Raw genomic sequence first — 14,993 nt, 5'->3', positions numbered from 1 at the left:
GAATAAGTTATGGCTTTAATAAGATGCCACCTAATATCTTGTCCCACATCAACGTGTTATCTGGTTGGTTAGGCACTTTCAGAATACAAATATCCTCCATCGGAAGGTGTGTATCCTGAACGATTTCGAGGTTTGGATCAGGGGTGAGCAAGAGAATATGAACTGATCCGTTTACGCACTTCTTTAACGTTTGTTGCATTTCGATCGCTTCTGCATAGTTACCAGACCATCTGATAAATAGAATGGAGGAAGCCTGTTGTAATTGCAGAAGAAATCGTTCAATCCGTCGCTCTAGCTTCTGTCGATAGGCCGGGTAGGTATCGCTCCATTCTTTATTAGGAAGAATGGGGAAATCATGAACAGACAGCATATTATTATGCGTATCTTGAACAAAATAAGCTTTTGAATTTTGAGCAACTTCGTTATCGTCGAGGAAGTTTGCTTGTCCATCTATGCGTTGTAAATTTTCTAGTAACATGAAATCTTTAAACTGATTTTGAATCACTCGATTAATGTCAGATAGTTTCGGAGTAACTATCCAGTCAAAAGGCATTGAAAATTTCCTTAAGTGATTTCTTCTTAGATGACCTGCAGGACTGCATGAACTACCCAAACTCACGATAAGATCGTACGGTTTTTTAACCTCGTCTAAATTCAATAAAGCACCTCCTATAAAATGAATTACTACTAGTAGATGCTTTATTGACCGAGTTGGTTTGTGTTGGTACCTAAAATGTTGATAAGTGGATGTTGAAATCGAAGTAAAGGAAGATTTCTATTCCACTTCCACCGCAACTGCCCTCACAGGTGATCCATCCAATCCTTCAAGTTTTAACGGCAGCGCAATGATGAGAGGATTTTCAAAATCGATCTGGTCGAGGTTACATAAATTCTCTCCGATAATACCGTTGTTGGAGGTAATAGCTTCATGAACTGGAAATGTTGAACCACCTGGTTGATCAACATTAAGCGCATCAACAAAGAAAGTGGTGACGCCTTTTTCTAATAGTGTATTAATAATGTCGACAGATAGGTAAGGGTAGTTAAAATAAGTCTGTGTTCCTATATGTTTAGACCAACCTGTATGGAAAAGAGCGATCGTTCCTGGAGCGATGCTATCGATTTGGTGTGCTACATCGTTTAATGTGATTTGTTCGCCTGGCTCTTTGCCTGTTACATCAATGACGTGGCCGGGTCCCATCACCTTCGTTAAACTTGATTGATCGATGGGATCGCCATCTTTCTGGAAGTGGAAAGGGGCATCAAGGTGTGTGCCGGTATGTGTGCCGATATTCATTTGGGTCACCTGATATCCGTCTTTGTCATGCTCCGCTACAGGATAGATGTTCGGTTTCGGATCACCTGGGAAAACAGGCGTATCGTTATGAACTGGAATCGAGAGATCAATGATTTTTTTGAAATTCATTTGGGACTCCTCCTTCTTAAACAAACGTTTGATTAAAGGTGAGAATAGCAGGATACGTCTACAGTCTTTCCTTTTCTTCAGTTTGTCATGAAGTTTGTTTGATCACAAGTTATGCCATGTTTGAGTCTCCTCCGACATTCCTGTAAAATACCTAATCAGACAAACGACGAAAAGGTGTAAGATATGAAATCAATGATTGTAATTGGATCTGGTATTTTAGGAGCGTCAACGGCTTATCATCTGGCTAAGCAGGGAGCGGATGTGATGCTCGTTGATCGGAAAGATGCAGGACAGGCGACAGAAGCGGCGGCTGGGATTGTATGTCCATGGCTAACGAATCGACGTGGAGGGGCTTTCTATCGTCTCGTTGAAGCTGGGGCGCGTTATTATCCGGAATTAATTGAAGAGTTGAGAAAAGATGGCGAAATAGATACGGGCTACGCTCGCGTTGGCGCGATTAACATTTATTCAGGTGAGGCGAAGCTTGAGAGAAAGCTTGCGCTTGCGATGGAGCGACGGAAGGATACGCCTGAAATGGGAGAGGTGTCACGGCTTTCAGCTGCTGAAACAAATGCGCTGTTTCCTCCGCTTTCAGATCATTACGCCGCTGTTCATGTGAGTGGGGCAGCACGTGTAAATGGCGGAGCTTTACGAAATGCACTCATTCGAGGAGCAAAAAATCACGGTGCGAAGGTGATTCATGGGGATGCCTCACTTTTATGGGTTGATGCGAAGGTCAACGGAGTCGAGGTGAATGGCGAGAACTATTTTGCGAACAATGTGATTGTCACTGGAGGTGCTTGGGCGCGTGAACTGCTTCAGCCACTTGGGATGAAGTTCCTCGTTTCACCTCAAAAAGCCCAGATTGTGCATCTCGATCTGCCTGAAACGGATACAGGAAAATGGCCAATCGTCATGCCACCTTTTATTCAGTATTTCCTACCATTTGAAAATGGGCGAATTGTCGTCGGGTCCACACAGGAAGACCAGGCTGGCTTTGATCTGCGCGTTACAATGGGGGGGGTTCAGCATATTATTGATCGTGCGTTGAAAGTGGCTCCGGGTCTATCGGATAGTACGTATGTGGAGACGAAGGTAGGCTTCAGGCCGTTTACGCCAGGGAATGTTCCGATTGCAGGAGCGGTTCCTAGCGTGAGAGGACTGCTGGTGGCGAATGGTCTTGGAGCTTCGGGATTAACGAGTGGACCGTTTCTTGGCGCTGAGCTTGCGCGGTTGGTGCTTGGGGAGAGGAATGAGTTGGATCTAGGAGAGTATCATCCTGGGAGTGCGTTTGGGTGAGCTGTCTCGTTTGTGGAGAAGAATTTGATAAATGACCGAAAAATAAAAATATTCTAAAGAAAACCTTTTCATCCAAGGGAGCTTCCTATATAATGGGAAAATCTCTGAGGTATGAAGAGGTTTCTTTTTTTATGGATTTTTTGAGATTCGGAAATAGTGCTTAGCTTATTCATCTCTACATAAATCGAAAGGAGCTTTTATAACAATGACAACTGACTACTTACATTATCCCTATGCTTCTCAGCGCATGACAACAGTAGCGAACAAAGGAATGGTGGCCACCTCCCAGCCGCTAGCGGCACAGGCAGGACTAGATCTGTTGAAAAAGGGAGGGAATGCGATTGATGCGGCGATTGCGACTGCGGCAGTATTGACGGTAGTGGAGCCGACGTCGAACGGGATCGGCGGAGATGCGTTTGCTCTTGTTTGGACGAAGGGTGAATTGCACGGTTTGAATGGAAGTGGACCTTCGCCACAATCGATCTCCATTGATTCAGTCAAAGAACGTGGGTATAATGAAATTCCGAAATACGGTTGGATTCCTGTTACTGTGCCAGGCGTTCCGGCATCGTGGGCTGCTTTGTCGAAACGATTTGGGAAACTTTCCTTAAAAGAGGCGCTTGCGCCGGCGATTCACTATGCTGAGGAAGGTTTTCCGGTTTCTCCGATTTTAAGTAAGTTTTGGAAGAATGCTTATGCGCATTTTGAAAAAGAGTTAAAGAAAGAAGAGTTTCAGCACTGGTTTGAAACGTTTGCACCGGACGGTCGTCCGCCTGAAGTAGGCGAGGTTTGGAAGTCGATGGGTCACGCGGAGACGTTAAGGCAAATCGCAGAAACCGATGCCGCTTCTTTTTATAAGGGAGAAATTGCAGATAAGATTGATGCTTTTTCGAAAGCGTATAATGGGTATTTGACGAAGGAAGATCTTTCGGGGTTTGCACCTGAGTGGGTCGATCCGATTTCGGTTCAGTATCGCGGATATGACGTTTGGGAGATCCCGCCGAATGGGCAAGGACTGATTGCGTTATCTGCGCTGAATATCGTAAAAGGGTTTGATTTTGATCATAAAGATTCCGTCGATACCTATCATAAGCAAATTGAAGCGATGAAGCTTGCTTTTGCGGATGGACAGAAGTACATTACTGACGAGCAGGAGATGTCAGTCGCGGTTCAGGATTTGCTCTCGCCTGCTTACGGTGAAAGTCGCCGTCAGTTAATTGGTAATGAAGCGCTTTTGCCATCTCCTGGCCATCCTCCAAAAGGTGGTACTGTCTATTTAGCGACGGCTGATGATGAAGGAAACATGGTCTCGTTTATTCAGAGTAATTATATGGGCTTTGGTTCAGGACTTGTGGTGCCAGGCACCGGGATTGCACTCCAAAATCGCGGGCATAATTTTTCGATGGATCCTGAGCATGACAATGCGCTAAAAGGTGGAAAGCGGACGTATCACACGATCATTCCTGGATTTCTCAGTAAAGATGGTAATGCGGTTGGACCGTTTGGTGTGATGGGAGGCTTTATGCAGCCGCAGGGTCATTTACAAGTGATTACGAATCTGATTGATTTTCATTTAAATCCGCAGTCTGCCCTTGATGCGCCGAGGTGGCAGTGGGTTGACGGGAAGCGCGTGTGGGTTGAGTCGACTTTCCCTCCTCATCTTGCCGAGGCGCTTAGCCGAAAAGGTCATCAAATCGAAGTTCAGTTGGAAAAGGGTGCGTTCGGCCGCGGACAAATTATCTGGCGTGATCAGCAGTCAGGTACTTTATTTGGAGGCACAGAATCAAGAACAGACGGAACGATCGCCGCTTATTAAAAGGGGCGTGAGGTTTCGGAAGGTGGTGAGTCATGCAACAGTGGCATCTTTTTCTCGCTTTTTTTAGAGTGGGAATGCTTGGGTACGGAGGAGGACCTTCTTCTATTCCACTGGTACATAAAGAGGTAGTTGAGAAATACAAATGGATGGATGACGATGAATTTGCGGACATTCTCGCTTTAGGAAATTCACTCCCTGGTCCAATTGCGACAAAAATGGCGGGGTATATTGGGCATCGAGTGGCAGGAATTACGGGGATGCTGAATGCTGTGCTGGCAACGATTGTGCCGACGATCGCAATTATGATTTTCTTACTAACGTTTCTATCCACGTTTCGAGAAAAAGCATGGGTACAGGGGATGACGCAGGCCGTTGTTCCAGTGGTTGGTGTTATGCTAGCCGTGTTAACGTATGATTTTTTCAGAAAAGCACAGGGCAACTTAGGGTGGGTTTTAACAATTGCGTTGACGGTTGCTTCCTTTTTATTTATTGAAATTGCGGGGATACATCCGGGGATTGTAATAGGATGTTTGCTGCTTTATGCGTTGCTTAAGCCGACTCGTAATGCTGGGAAGTCCGATGATGATCAGGTGAGAAAGGGGCCGTCCTCATGATTTACTGGGATATCTTTGTGGCGTTTTTCATACCTGGAATTGTTGGTTACGGAGGCGGACCTGCGTCTATCCCGCTTGTAGAAAATGAAGTTGTTGGTCGGTTCGGCTGGATGAGTGTGAATGAATTTAGTGAAATGCTAGCGATGGCCAATGCGCTACCTGGACCAATTGCGACGAAAATGGCAGGTTACATAGGGTTTCAGCAGGGAGGGGTTCTTGGCGCATTTGTTGGTGTGTTTGCGACAGTGGCACCTTCGCTCGTTCTGATGATTGTCCTACTGAGTTTATTAAATCGGTTTAAGAACTCACCAAAAGTGAAGAAAATGACGGCCCTCATTCGCCCGACGATTGCGATCTTGCTTGGCGTGATGGCGTTTCAGTTCTTTGCTAGTTCATATGAAGGTGCGGGGCTGGTTCAAACGATCTTTCTGATTGTGGCTAGTTTTGTACTGATGGAGAAGATGAAAGTGCATCCAGCGTTTGTGATTGTCGGGGCACTGGCGTATGGGGCAGTGTTTCTGGGGTAGGAGCGGGTTCGCTGGATCGCGAGTTAGCGAGTGCCTGTCACCGCCCGAATTAGCGCGAATAAAGTCGAGTTTTGCGGAAGAACAATTCCTTCTAAAAAGGAATTGTTCTTCCGCATTTTTGGATTTGGATATAAGAATAAGGAAGTCTTGCCACGCAAGGTTGCAGTTTCATACGAGTAGGTTTAAAATATGAGTATACTCATAAATGAGCGCAGTCATAAATTAACTGAGCTGTTAGGAGGTTATGATGAGCGGACTACGTGAACAAAAGAAGCAGGCAACGAGAAAGACGATCATGGAGGTAGCGAAAGGTCTTTTTCTTGAAAAAGGATATGAAGCGACATCAACAGAGCTTGTAGCAAGGAGGGCCGGGATCGGTTCAGGAACGTTATTTAATTACTTTCCTTCTAAAGCAGAGCTTCTCGTTGAAGTGATGCGAGCGGAATTTACAGGTATGGAAGAGAGGATGGATCTAAGTTTTGAAGTTCAGGAGACAGCTGAAGCTACCGTTCGAAATTATTTAACGAAGCGTTTGGAAGGCTTCAGTTTGCTAGAGAAGAAGCTTTTTCGAGAATTGATTGTGGCGTCATTGAATGCTTATCAAAGTAAACCAGAATTCCTGCAAAGCTTGATGCAGCTCGATTTTATGTTTATTGAAGAGCTGGTTGAACTTCTTAAGGAAATAAGGCGACTAGGTAAGCTTCGGGATCATTTCGAAGTAGAAATTGCCGCTGAGCTTATTTATAGCTCAGTGATGTTTGAAACGCTTATTTACCTTTACCAGGAGGAGCGCAGTCTTGAAGAAGTGTTAGAGCAAACGGGTCGTAAGCTTACATTTATTTTAAAGTGAGGTGAATCGTGATGGACGTATGTATTGTGGGTGGCGGTATTGCAGGATTAACCCTTGCTTATTGTTTGAGTGAAAGAGGAGATCAAGTCACGATTGTTGAGAAATCTCCTTCGATACGAACGGAAGGCTATATGATTGATTTCTTTGGAGCAGGTTATGACGTGGCTGAAAAGCTGGGCATGCTCGATGATTTAAGTCGTATTCATTATCCGATCGATTCTCTTTCTTTTTTGAAGGGAAATGGCTCGGAGAAATACAGGGTTTCCTATCAGTCTCTGCGTGAGTTATTAAATCAAAAGCACTTCAATTTTATGCGCGGAGATCTTGAGACAGTGCTTTATGAGAAGGTTCGAGAACAGGTTACGTTTCGGTTTGGGGTATCTCCAGAGCGAATTGAACAGGATGCGGAAAAGGCGCATGTGAGTCTCTCAGATGGTACGAAACTTACATGTGATTTAGTTGTAGGTGCGGACGGTATGCGATCGAAAGTGCGCTCTCTTTCGTTTAAGGAAGAGAAGGAGCCAATTCGCTACATGGGTTATTATACAGCGGCTTATATTGTTGAAGACCCTGCTTTTCTTGAAAAAATTGATAAGAATTTTTATACGTATTCGGAACCGAATCGCCAGGTTTCTGTGTATCCGATTCGAGGCAATAAAGTGGCGACGTTTTTCTTATATCGCTATCCAGAACAACAGGGGCATGTGCAAAAGGAAAAAGCACTGGAGCAACTGAATGAATATTGTGGTCATATGAATTGGATTGTTCCAGATTTGCTCGAAGCAGGCAAAGAGGCGAAGGATTTTTACTTCGATGAGGTGTCGCAAGTAGGATTATCCCAGTGGCGAAACGGCAGGATTACTTTTGTGGGTGATTCCTGTCAGTGCATTTCGTTACTAGCCGGGCAGGGTGCTTCCATGGCGATGGCGGGAGCATATACGCTTGCAAAATCGCTTGATCAACATCCAAATGATTTGGAAGCTGCGCTTACGGATTATGAACGGTCTCTCCATCCAGATATCGATAAGCTTCAGAAGTCGGCTAGAAGGTTTGCGAGCTTCTTCTTGCCTTCTTCTTGGTGGGGGATTTTTGTTAGAGATGTATTGACGAGGGTATCGGTATGGCCGGGAGTGAGGAAGTTAGTGAACTTTAGTACGGTGCGGCTGCCGAAGTGAGTTTGCGTGAGTTCGCAAGTCGCGAGTAGTCGCGAGTGCCTGTCACCGCCCGAATTAGCACACATATTGTCGAAACTAAAGCCCGCGCTCATGTGAGCGTGGGCTTTAGGTGTGTTGTTTATTCGACTGGAATTAATTTCACCGGCCCTAGCGTTTCGATCATATCCCCATCACTGGTGAAGAAGACGAAATCCCCCGTTCCGACGATGCTATCTCCTAGTATGGTGTTTACTGTCGGTAATCCACTTGGGTTATAAACGAAGAAGTTTGTGCCTTCTCCAACGTTCGTTACTTGATACCGACCTTCTGGGATATCGCTGCCAACAATATATTGTCCGGCGCTGAGTTTAATAGGTTCTTCGTTTTTCTTTACGATAGTTTCTTCGAGTTGATCAATCTCCTTTTTCTTTGCTTTGATTGTGTCATCTAGTGTGCTCACTTTATCCTTTTTCGCTTTAATGTCATCTTCAAGCTTGCTCATTTCTTTTTTCGTGCTTTCCTTTTCTTTTTTTAACTTTTCAATATCTGCAGAGACATTTTTCTTCTCATCGAGTAACTTTTTTACTTCCTCAGCTTTTACTTTAGCTTCTTCTAGATTCTGAGTTTCAGTCGCAAGCTTCTCTTCTGTACTGCTCATTTCATTTTGAATCGATAGAAGCTTTTCACCTTCTTCTTTCGCTGCCTTCTCAGATTCAGTAATCTCAGCTTTGATTTTCTTCAAATCCTCGGTGTAGTTTTCTTCAAGATCCGCGTTCCCAATTAACACTCCGATTAAAACGCTGACAAGGATGGTTGCGATTGCGCCTCCAATGGAGAGGGTAAGGATTAGGCCTTTTTTCAACACACATTCCTCCGAACATGTCTTAGTAAGCTACTATCCTATATATATTGCTGGGATAGGTCATTTATCACATAAAATGGCGAGTCTGTGTTTCGGAGGGACATGCTATACTGTGAAAAAAGTCGTTTTACAAGAGTATAAGGAAAGGATGAGAAATTGTGATTTTCCAAATAAAAGTGAGCCTAATTGAGATGAAATCAAAGATTTGGAGACGATTTGAGGTAGATGATTCGATCTTTCTTAGTGAGCTACATGAATACATACAAATTGCTTTTAATTGGTCGAACGCACATCATCATTATTTTATTATGGATCATCGCGATTTATTTACATTAGGTGATGAAGAAAGTGAATTATTCATTGGTCCCACACAAGTAGATTCTCAAAATGCTGGAATGGAAATGCGTGATGAACGTAAAGTTCGGCTTTCGGATGTTTTAAATGAGGAGCAGGTTTCATTAACATACGTTTATGGTTCGGAGGAGAACTGGCGGCATGAGATTTTTCTGGAAAAAGCGTTTAGCGGTCGGGAGGATGCAACTTTTCCAACATGTTTAATGGTCTATAAAGGCGCACCTGAAGAAGGGAAGCGACATCAGTATGAGCAAGGAAAAATGCCTTCTGCAGGTGAGATGAAGCGTATTAATGAGCAACTTGCTGTTTTTAGAGAGAGTGAGGTAGGTGAGCATGATCTGTGGAAAGAACTTTTTGAACTTACGATGGTCTATAGAAAGCTTCAACCTTGGAAGTGGATTCATAGCAACGAGATGTTCATTGTAGAAATTCCGGGAACAGGTGAAGTTGCTTATTGTTCGGTGCTCGGAATGAATGGGCAGCACTTTGGGCTTGGCGTTCACCTTGGTAATGACGGTCTTGCTTATAAAATGGCGGTAAGGGATGGCCGTGATGATATTCAGACTGTAATTGAATATGAGCGTAGCTTATTGCTGGCCTTTCAGGCTCGCGATGAGTTAAAGACAGAGGATCTTCGGTGGATTAAAAAGCTGGGGCTTCGTTTTCGTGGTCGGCAGGAATGGCCGGTTTTTAGAAGTATGTCGTCCGGATATTATCCGTGGCATTTCTCTCGAAAGGAAGTACGGACGTTTTGTGAGATCTTAAAGCAGGCGATTCACGTGGTAGAAGAGACGGAGAAGAATGACGCCTACTTGTTAAAAGGTTATGATGGGCGGTGGCGTGCACGGTTGCTGGAGTCAGGTCAGTGGGTAGATGGCGTGATGAATGCTGTTATAGAACCTGAAGAGGAAGAGGCGGTGCTGATTTCCGAGATTGAAATGAGGCGGATTCAGAAATATAGACAGGTGAAAATGCGTCTTGAGTTTGCATCATACTTTGAAGAAGAAGCGATTCAGGAAAGAGATGGAGAACGTCCGTTTTTTCCGAATGTTGTTCTTGGGGTTGAAGATGAAGGGGCTATGATCGTTTATTATCAGGTGTTTGAGAGAGTTGATTATGGAAAACAGCTACAGGCTGCACTAGTAGAAATGCTTAATAAACTCGGTTTCTTGCCAGCTGAAATCTGTGTGGATTCAGAACGAATTGCACTCAAGATCTCAGCTCTGACAACCAAACTCTGTATTAGATTAGTGCGTGTTAATCGTCTACTTAATGTGGAAGAAGTGAGAGAAAGAGTTGAGCGGTTTGAGCGGTGACAGGCACCGCCCGATGTTTGTCCTTATTTGTCGAACGAGTGGTATATCAAAAAGGGATCCTAGCCTCAAGAATGGTACTACTCTTTTAAAGCGAGCTCCTTTTTAGCTATAATGAATGTATGAACCGAGCCAAACAGTTGGCGGCTCAAGAGGAGAGGCTTATATGTCATCAGATAAACTCAATCATAATAAAGGTGAAGCACTATACCTTCAAATAAAAGATGTTCTGATCAAACGAATTCAAACCGGTGCCTGGAAGCCGAATACATTGATTCCTACTGAACAGGAACTCATCAAAGAATTTGATGTAAGTCGAACGACAATCAGGCAGGCGATTTCGATTCTTGTGCAGAATGGCTTGTTAGAGAAAAAGCAGGGGCGCGGAACGGTAGTCAAACCACAGAATTTGATCGGAAATCTTGGGAAGCTTAGGGGCTTCGCTGAAGAAGTGCTGGAACGTGGACAAACTCCCCATTCAAAGGTACTGAGAGCAGAATTTCGTGATGACCTTTACCATGAGAACGATATGCTGAAGGTAACGGAAGGTGAGCCAATCCTTCTTGTGGAGCGGATTCGCTTTGCTGATGAGGTGCCGATAGCTCTTGAACGAACGTGCTGGCCAAAGGAAATTGGCGAGATTTTAATTAAATTTGATCTTAATCAGGCGATGTATTATGAAGTACTTGAACAACATCAATATTATCTCAAAAAAGCGAGTGAGCGAATCACGGCAATTAACGCCACGATCAACGAAGCAGACGCACTTGGTATTCGCCCTGGTGAAGCGCTCCTGGAAATGACGCGTCTAAGTCTTGGTATAAATGATCATCCGATCGAATATACGAGAACGAAGTACCGGAGCGATCAATATCACTATAATATTGAGCTTGAGAGATAGAGTGAGGTCTGAACAGAAATAAATTGTTTATCGATAGTAAGAACAGTGAGGAATTAACGGAAAAGGGTTTGCTCTCCATTTGGAGAGCAAACCCTTTTTTGACTAGCCTATTTTATTGGTTTAGTTCATCTGCTTAGCAACATGATCCTCATTAAATTCTTCAAGATGCATGAGTTTTTGTAGCTTCTTAGAAAGCAAGAGCAGGATCACACCTAAACTTAGAGCAGCGACACCTAAATAAATGAAGATTTCAAGATAGCCCGCTGATGTTGTGAGGGAAGCGATGTAACCTGCAAGGTAGTTAGCAGCAGCGTTACTTAGGAACCAAACACCCATCAATAGTGAAGCGATTTTCACTGGAGACATTTTACTAACTAGAGAAAGTCCGATTGGTGAAAGCGATAGTTCGCCAAGTGTATGGAAGAAGTACGTCACAACCATAAATAGCATGCTAGCTTTTACTGCAATGTTACCTTCATCACTACCGGTCATCATAACCGCCGGAACCATTACCATGAATCCGACACCAAGTAGGATTAAACCGAAAGCCATTTTTGTAGGAATGGCAAAATCACCGCGTTTTGATTTTGCTAGTTTTAGCCAAATGGCTGAAATGATTGGTGCTAGCAATAATACAAACATTGGGTTCAGTGATTGGAAGAAGGATACTGGTACTTCGTAGCCAAAGACCGTTCTATCTATGAAATCCCTTGTATAAAGCGTAAAGGAAGCACCTGCTTGTTCGAATCCTGCCCAGAATGTAACGGTGAAAATGGCTAGGATTAGAATGACTGAAGTACGCTGCTTTTCAATTTTTGTAAGCGGCTTAGCTTTTCCTTCAATCGTTGGTGTTACACGGTTACTGGATGGAGTTCTTCCAATATTACCAAGATATTTTTTAGAAAGTAGATTAAAGGTGATTTGTCCGATAATCATCCCAATTGATGATGCTAGAAATGCATATTTAAATCCAAACGTTTCAACGCCGCCTGTATTTGTATAGAAAACATTAGCGTATAAAAGACCGGCAATTAATGGTGAAATCAGGCCACCAAGGTTAATTCCCATATAGAAAATGGTGAACGCTGAATCTTTTCGCTTATCGTTCTTACTGTATAGCTCTCCAACAAGAGTGGAAATATTAGGTTTGAAAAACCCATTACCGATAATCAGTAACAATAACCCGGTATAAAGGCCCCATTGTTCTTGGACAGCAAACAGTGTAAAATCACCGATGGCCATTGTAATACCACCAATGGTAATGGCCGTTCTTAATCCGATGAATTTATCGGTTAAATAACCACCAATTAATGGTGTGAAGTAAACAAGACCAGTGTACATACCGTAAAGCAATAGTGCTTTATCTTGATCCATCCCCAGTCCTCCGCTAATTAACTCAGCGGTTAAATAAAGAATGAGTATTGAACGCATTCCATAAAAGCTATAGCGTTCCCACATTTCTGTGATAAACAAAAGATACAAGCCAGGAGGGTGTTTTAGCTTCCCTTTTTTCGTTGGCTTCTCGTCTATGGTGGTGTCCATAATCAAACCTCCAATTTTTTATAACTTCCCCATTTTAGCAAATTATTTGTCAATTTAAAGCGTTAATGAAAAAGTGCACCTTTTTAAAATGTTTTTAAATTTGTAAAAATTATAAGGAGGTATCACGGATTCACTGTCGAAAATTGGAGGTTTTTGATTCAATAATGCCTTTAAACCGTTAGTTTGGTTGCATTTAAGAAGGAATGTAAAGACTTATGAAAATTAGACGAAGCATTCTAACGATTACAATTGAATTAAAAAAATAAGGAGAACGACCTAGTCGTTCTCCGGTGATATTTGTCTAGCTGACAAGCTCAATATCGTATTCATCAAGCCATGCGTTGATTTGAATCAAGTAGTCGAGTAGACCTTTCATTTGATCGGTATTCAATCCTTCTGCCTCATTCGAAGCAATCGCACGAACTTTTTTCGTATCAATTAATGAAAGAATAGGGGAATCTGGATTGTCGAGAATGTCGATCATCCAATTTTGTACGCCCTCAAGATAAACTGGGTCTTTATCACTTGGATACGCACTTTTCTTACGATAAAGGACATCATCTGGAAGCGTTCCTTTTAGAGCGCGACGTAGGATTCCTTTCTCAATGTCATCGACGTTTTTGTAATCAATTGGAACGTTCCACAGGTATTCAACGATACGATAATCACAGAAAGGTACGCGTACTTCAAAGCCTGTTTTCATACTTGCGCGGTCTTTGCGATCAAGCATAAACGGTAGGAAACGTGTGATGAAAAAGTAAGACATTTGACGCTGTTTCGCTTCAAACTCACTTTCCCCTTCAAGGAATGGAATTTCTTCATAAGCTTCTGCAAAACGCTCTTTCTGGTATTGCTCAGGCTGAATTTGTTTTTTCGTTTCTTCAGAAAGCACGGAAGAAATGCCTTTTAGGTTCACGAGCCATGGATATACTTCAGCATCCAGATATTTTTCCTGATGGAACCATGGATAACCTGAGAATACCTCATCGGCAGACTCACCAGAAAGCGCCACGGTAGCATCCTTTTTCATTTCTGTGAAAAGGAGATAGAGCGATGTTTCGATTTCACCGACGCCGGGCAGATCTCGTCCTCTCATTGGTTCAAGGAGATTTGAAAGCAGCTGGTCCGCTCCGAACGTGACAGAATGATGGTCTGTTCCAACATGGTCAGACACTCGTTTGACCCACGGCTCGTCCATATCATGTCTGAGGAAATCCTTTTGGAAGTGATCTTCGTTTTGGTCGAAATCGATCGAGTAAGTTCCTAGCTTTTTGTCTGATTGTTTGAATTCTTGAGCGGCAAGACTTGTTAGGCCACTAGAATCAAGTCCTCCTGAAAGCATCGAAACAACAGGCATATCAGAGATGAGCTGACGTTGAACAGTATCTGTTAAAAGCTCCCGAATTGTTTCGGTAGTTGTATCCACATCATCTGTATGAGGCTTTGATTCTAACTTCCAATAGCGGTGCTCTTCGATGGAATCGGCTGTTGCGATCACGTAATGCCCTGGACGAACTTCATCAATCCCTTTGAAAATAGCCTGTCCAGGTGTTCGCATAGGTCCCATTCCGAAAACTTCAGCAAGGCCTTTACGGTCGACTTGTGGCTGCACGGATGGGTGCGCGAGAATCGCTTTCATTTCAGAGCCATAGACGAGTGAATCGCCCTGTTTTGAATAGAAAAGCGGCTTGACACCGAGGTGGTCACGGCCAAGGAAAAGCTGCTGTTCTTTTTTATCCCAGATCGCAAATGCGAAGATGCCGTTAAAATGTTTCACGCATTCTTCTTTCCATTCCATGTAAGCGTGTAGGACAACTTCTGTATCTGAATTAGAAGTGAACGTATGCCCTTTCTGCTTTAGTTCCTGTGTTAATTCCCGATAATTGTAGAGTTCCCCGTTATACGTAAGAACAAGTTGTTGATCTGATGACGTCATCGGCTGTTTACCGCCGCGAGGATCAATAACGATCAAACGACGATGAGCGAGTGCCGCCTGTTCTGATAGCCAGAATCCTTCTTCATCAGGTCCACGGTGAGCAATAGAATCTGCCATTTTCTTTAGCGTATCTTGCTCCGTTGAGAGGTCACCAGACCAATTAATCCAACCTGTAATGCCACACATAACAATTCCTTCTTTCTTAATAGATTGCTTAAATTTCTAAAGTACTTTCCAATCGTATTCCTCTTATTCGGGGAGGGTCAACATGTGAAAGAGCCTGTAAAAATGGATTTATTTTCCTTTGTTGGAAAAACAGTAGTGTAATAGTCTTGCTCTTTAGGAAGAGGTGGGAAATAATGGTAATAATGGTGCCTGTCACCGCCCGAAAAAACTCAA

General features: G+C 43.4%; 13 protein-coding genes. 8 read left to right on the top strand and 5 right to left on the bottom strand.

The features are described 5' to 3' along the window. Positions 1-7 precede the first annotated feature (7 nt). Both AC0VYO_RS19620 and AC0VYO_RS19615 read right to left on the bottom strand, forming a co-directional pair. Entirely contained in the window at positions 8-658 is a 651-nt protein-coding gene (locus tag AC0VYO_RS19620) for a DUF1796 family putative cysteine peptidase (protein WP_475368056.1), read from the bottom strand. A gap of 117 nt (positions 659-775) precedes the next feature. Then, on the bottom strand, positions 776-1,426 hold the full coding sequence (locus AC0VYO_RS19615; protein WP_475368055.1) for a cyclase family protein: 651 nt from the start codon (positions 1,424-1,426) through the stop codon (positions 776-778). 183 nt (positions 1,427-1,609) lie between these two features. On the opposite strand from AC0VYO_RS19615, the gene AC0VYO_RS19610 reads away from it, so the two are divergent. The 6 genes from AC0VYO_RS19610 (at position 1,610) to AC0VYO_RS19585 (ending at position 7,707) form a co-directional block, all read left to right on the top strand. Next, positions 1,610-2,725: an NAD(P)/FAD-dependent oxidoreductase gene (locus AC0VYO_RS19610; RefSeq protein ID WP_475368054.1), complete on the top strand. Its 1,116-nt coding sequence runs from the start codon at positions 1,610-1,612 to the stop codon at positions 2,723-2,725. A gap of 205 nt (positions 2,726-2,930) precedes the next feature. Beyond that, positions 2,931-4,541 (top strand): gamma-glutamyltransferase family protein, encoded by a 1,611-nt coding sequence (locus AC0VYO_RS19605; RefSeq protein ID WP_475368053.1) that lies wholly within the window; start codon positions 2,931-2,933, stop codon positions 4,539-4,541. A 32-nt stretch (positions 4,542-4,573) separates the two neighbouring features. Continuing rightward, a complete protein-coding gene (locus AC0VYO_RS19600; protein WP_475368052.1) occupies positions 4,574-5,155 on the top strand; it encodes a chromate transporter in 582 nt (193 codons plus the stop codon). Further along, positions 5,152-5,682, top strand: coding sequence for a chromate transporter (locus AC0VYO_RS19595; protein ID WP_159785525.1), 531 nt, complete (start codon positions 5,152-5,154; stop codon positions 5,680-5,682). Before AC0VYO_RS19600 ends, AC0VYO_RS19595 begins: the two co-directional genes overlap by 4 nt. 247 nt (positions 5,683-5,929) lie before the next feature. Next, the gene (locus AC0VYO_RS19590) at positions 5,930-6,532 is read left to right on the top strand and encodes a TetR/AcrR family transcriptional regulator (protein ID WP_475368051.1); all 603 of its coding nucleotides are present in this window, start codon (positions 5,930-5,932) and stop codon (positions 6,530-6,532) included. An 11-nt stretch (positions 6,533-6,543) separates the two neighbouring features. Continuing rightward, entirely contained in the window at positions 6,544-7,707 is a 1,164-nt protein-coding gene (locus tag AC0VYO_RS19585) for an FAD-dependent oxidoreductase (RefSeq protein ID WP_475368050.1), read from the top strand. A 118-nt stretch (positions 7,708-7,825) separates the two neighbouring features. On the opposite strand, the gene AC0VYO_RS19580 is transcribed toward AC0VYO_RS19585, so the two are convergent. After that, complete coding sequence (locus AC0VYO_RS19580; RefSeq protein WP_475368049.1) at positions 7,826-8,548, bottom strand: hypothetical protein; 723 nt, start codon at positions 8,546-8,548, stop codon at positions 7,826-7,828. A gap of 158 nt (positions 8,549-8,706) precedes the next feature. Here AC0VYO_RS19580 and AC0VYO_RS19575 point away from each other — a divergent pair, with 158 nt between their 5' ends. Both AC0VYO_RS19575 and AC0VYO_RS19570 read left to right on the top strand, forming a co-directional pair. Continuing rightward, positions 8,707-10,218, top strand: a complete 1,512-nt coding sequence (locus AC0VYO_RS19575; RefSeq protein ID WP_475368048.1) for a plasmid pRiA4b ORF-3 family protein — start codon at positions 8,707-8,709, stop codon at positions 10,216-10,218. Between the two features lie 163 nt (positions 10,219-10,381). Further along, a complete protein-coding gene (locus tag AC0VYO_RS19570) occupies positions 10,382-11,116 on the top strand; it encodes a GntR family transcriptional regulator (protein ID WP_475368047.1) in 735 nt (244 codons plus the stop codon). Positions 11,117-11,236: 120 nt separating this feature from the next. Here AC0VYO_RS19570 and AC0VYO_RS19565 read toward each other — a convergent pair whose 3' ends face one another. Continuing rightward, complete coding sequence (locus AC0VYO_RS19565; protein WP_194218583.1) at positions 11,237-12,658, bottom strand: peptide MFS transporter; 1,422 nt, start codon at positions 12,656-12,658, stop codon at positions 11,237-11,239. A gap of 301 nt (positions 12,659-12,959) precedes the next feature. After that, positions 12,960-14,780 (bottom strand): asparagine synthase (glutamine-hydrolyzing), encoded by a 1,821-nt coding sequence (gene asnB, locus AC0VYO_RS19560; protein ID WP_475368046.1) that lies wholly within the window; start codon positions 14,778-14,780, stop codon positions 12,960-12,962. Between the last annotated feature and the right edge of the window lie 213 nt (positions 14,781-14,993).

The sequence above is a fragment of the Anaerobacillus sp. 63XJN7_4_ISO-PGPR-S23-413 genome (genome assembly GCF_056173725.1).
Note: the sequence above shows the minus strand (reverse complement) of the source record. Positions and strands in the feature narration are given on the sequence as shown.

What these genes read in the sequence shown, in the direction of transcription:
- AC0VYO_RS19615 (WP_475368055.1), bottom strand. Translation starts at nt 1,426, where the DNA reads ATGAATTTCAAAAAAATCATTGATCTCTCGATTCCAGTTCATAACGAT.
- AC0VYO_RS19610 (WP_475368054.1), top strand. Translation starts at nt 1,610, where the DNA reads ATGAAATCAATGATTGTAATTGGATCTGGTATTTTAGGAGCGTCAACG.
- AC0VYO_RS19605 (WP_475368053.1), top strand. Translation starts at nt 2,931, where the DNA reads ATGACAACTGACTACTTACATTATCCCTATGCTTCTCAGCGCATGACA.
- AC0VYO_RS19600 (WP_475368052.1), top strand. Translation starts at nt 4,574, where the DNA reads ATGCAACAGTGGCATCTTTTTCTCGCTTTTTTTAGAGTGGGAATGCTT.
- AC0VYO_RS19595 (WP_159785525.1), top strand. Translation starts at nt 5,152, where the DNA reads ATGATTTACTGGGATATCTTTGTGGCGTTTTTCATACCTGGAATTGTT.
- AC0VYO_RS19590 (WP_475368051.1), top strand. Translation starts at nt 5,930, where the DNA reads ATGAGCGGACTACGTGAACAAAAGAAGCAGGCAACGAGAAAGACGATC.
- AC0VYO_RS19585 (WP_475368050.1), top strand. Translation starts at nt 6,544, where the DNA reads ATGGACGTATGTATTGTGGGTGGCGGTATTGCAGGATTAACCCTTGCT.
- AC0VYO_RS19570 (WP_475368047.1), top strand. Translation starts at nt 10,382, where the DNA reads ATGTCATCAGATAAACTCAATCATAATAAAGGTGAAGCACTATACCTT.
- AC0VYO_RS19565 (WP_194218583.1), bottom strand. Translation starts at nt 12,658, where the DNA reads ATGGACACCACCATAGACGAGAAGCCAACGAAAAAAGGGAAGCTAAAA.
- asnB (WP_475368046.1), bottom strand. Translation starts at nt 14,780, where the DNA reads ATGTGTGGCATTACAGGTTGGATTAATTGGTCTGGTGACCTCTCAACG.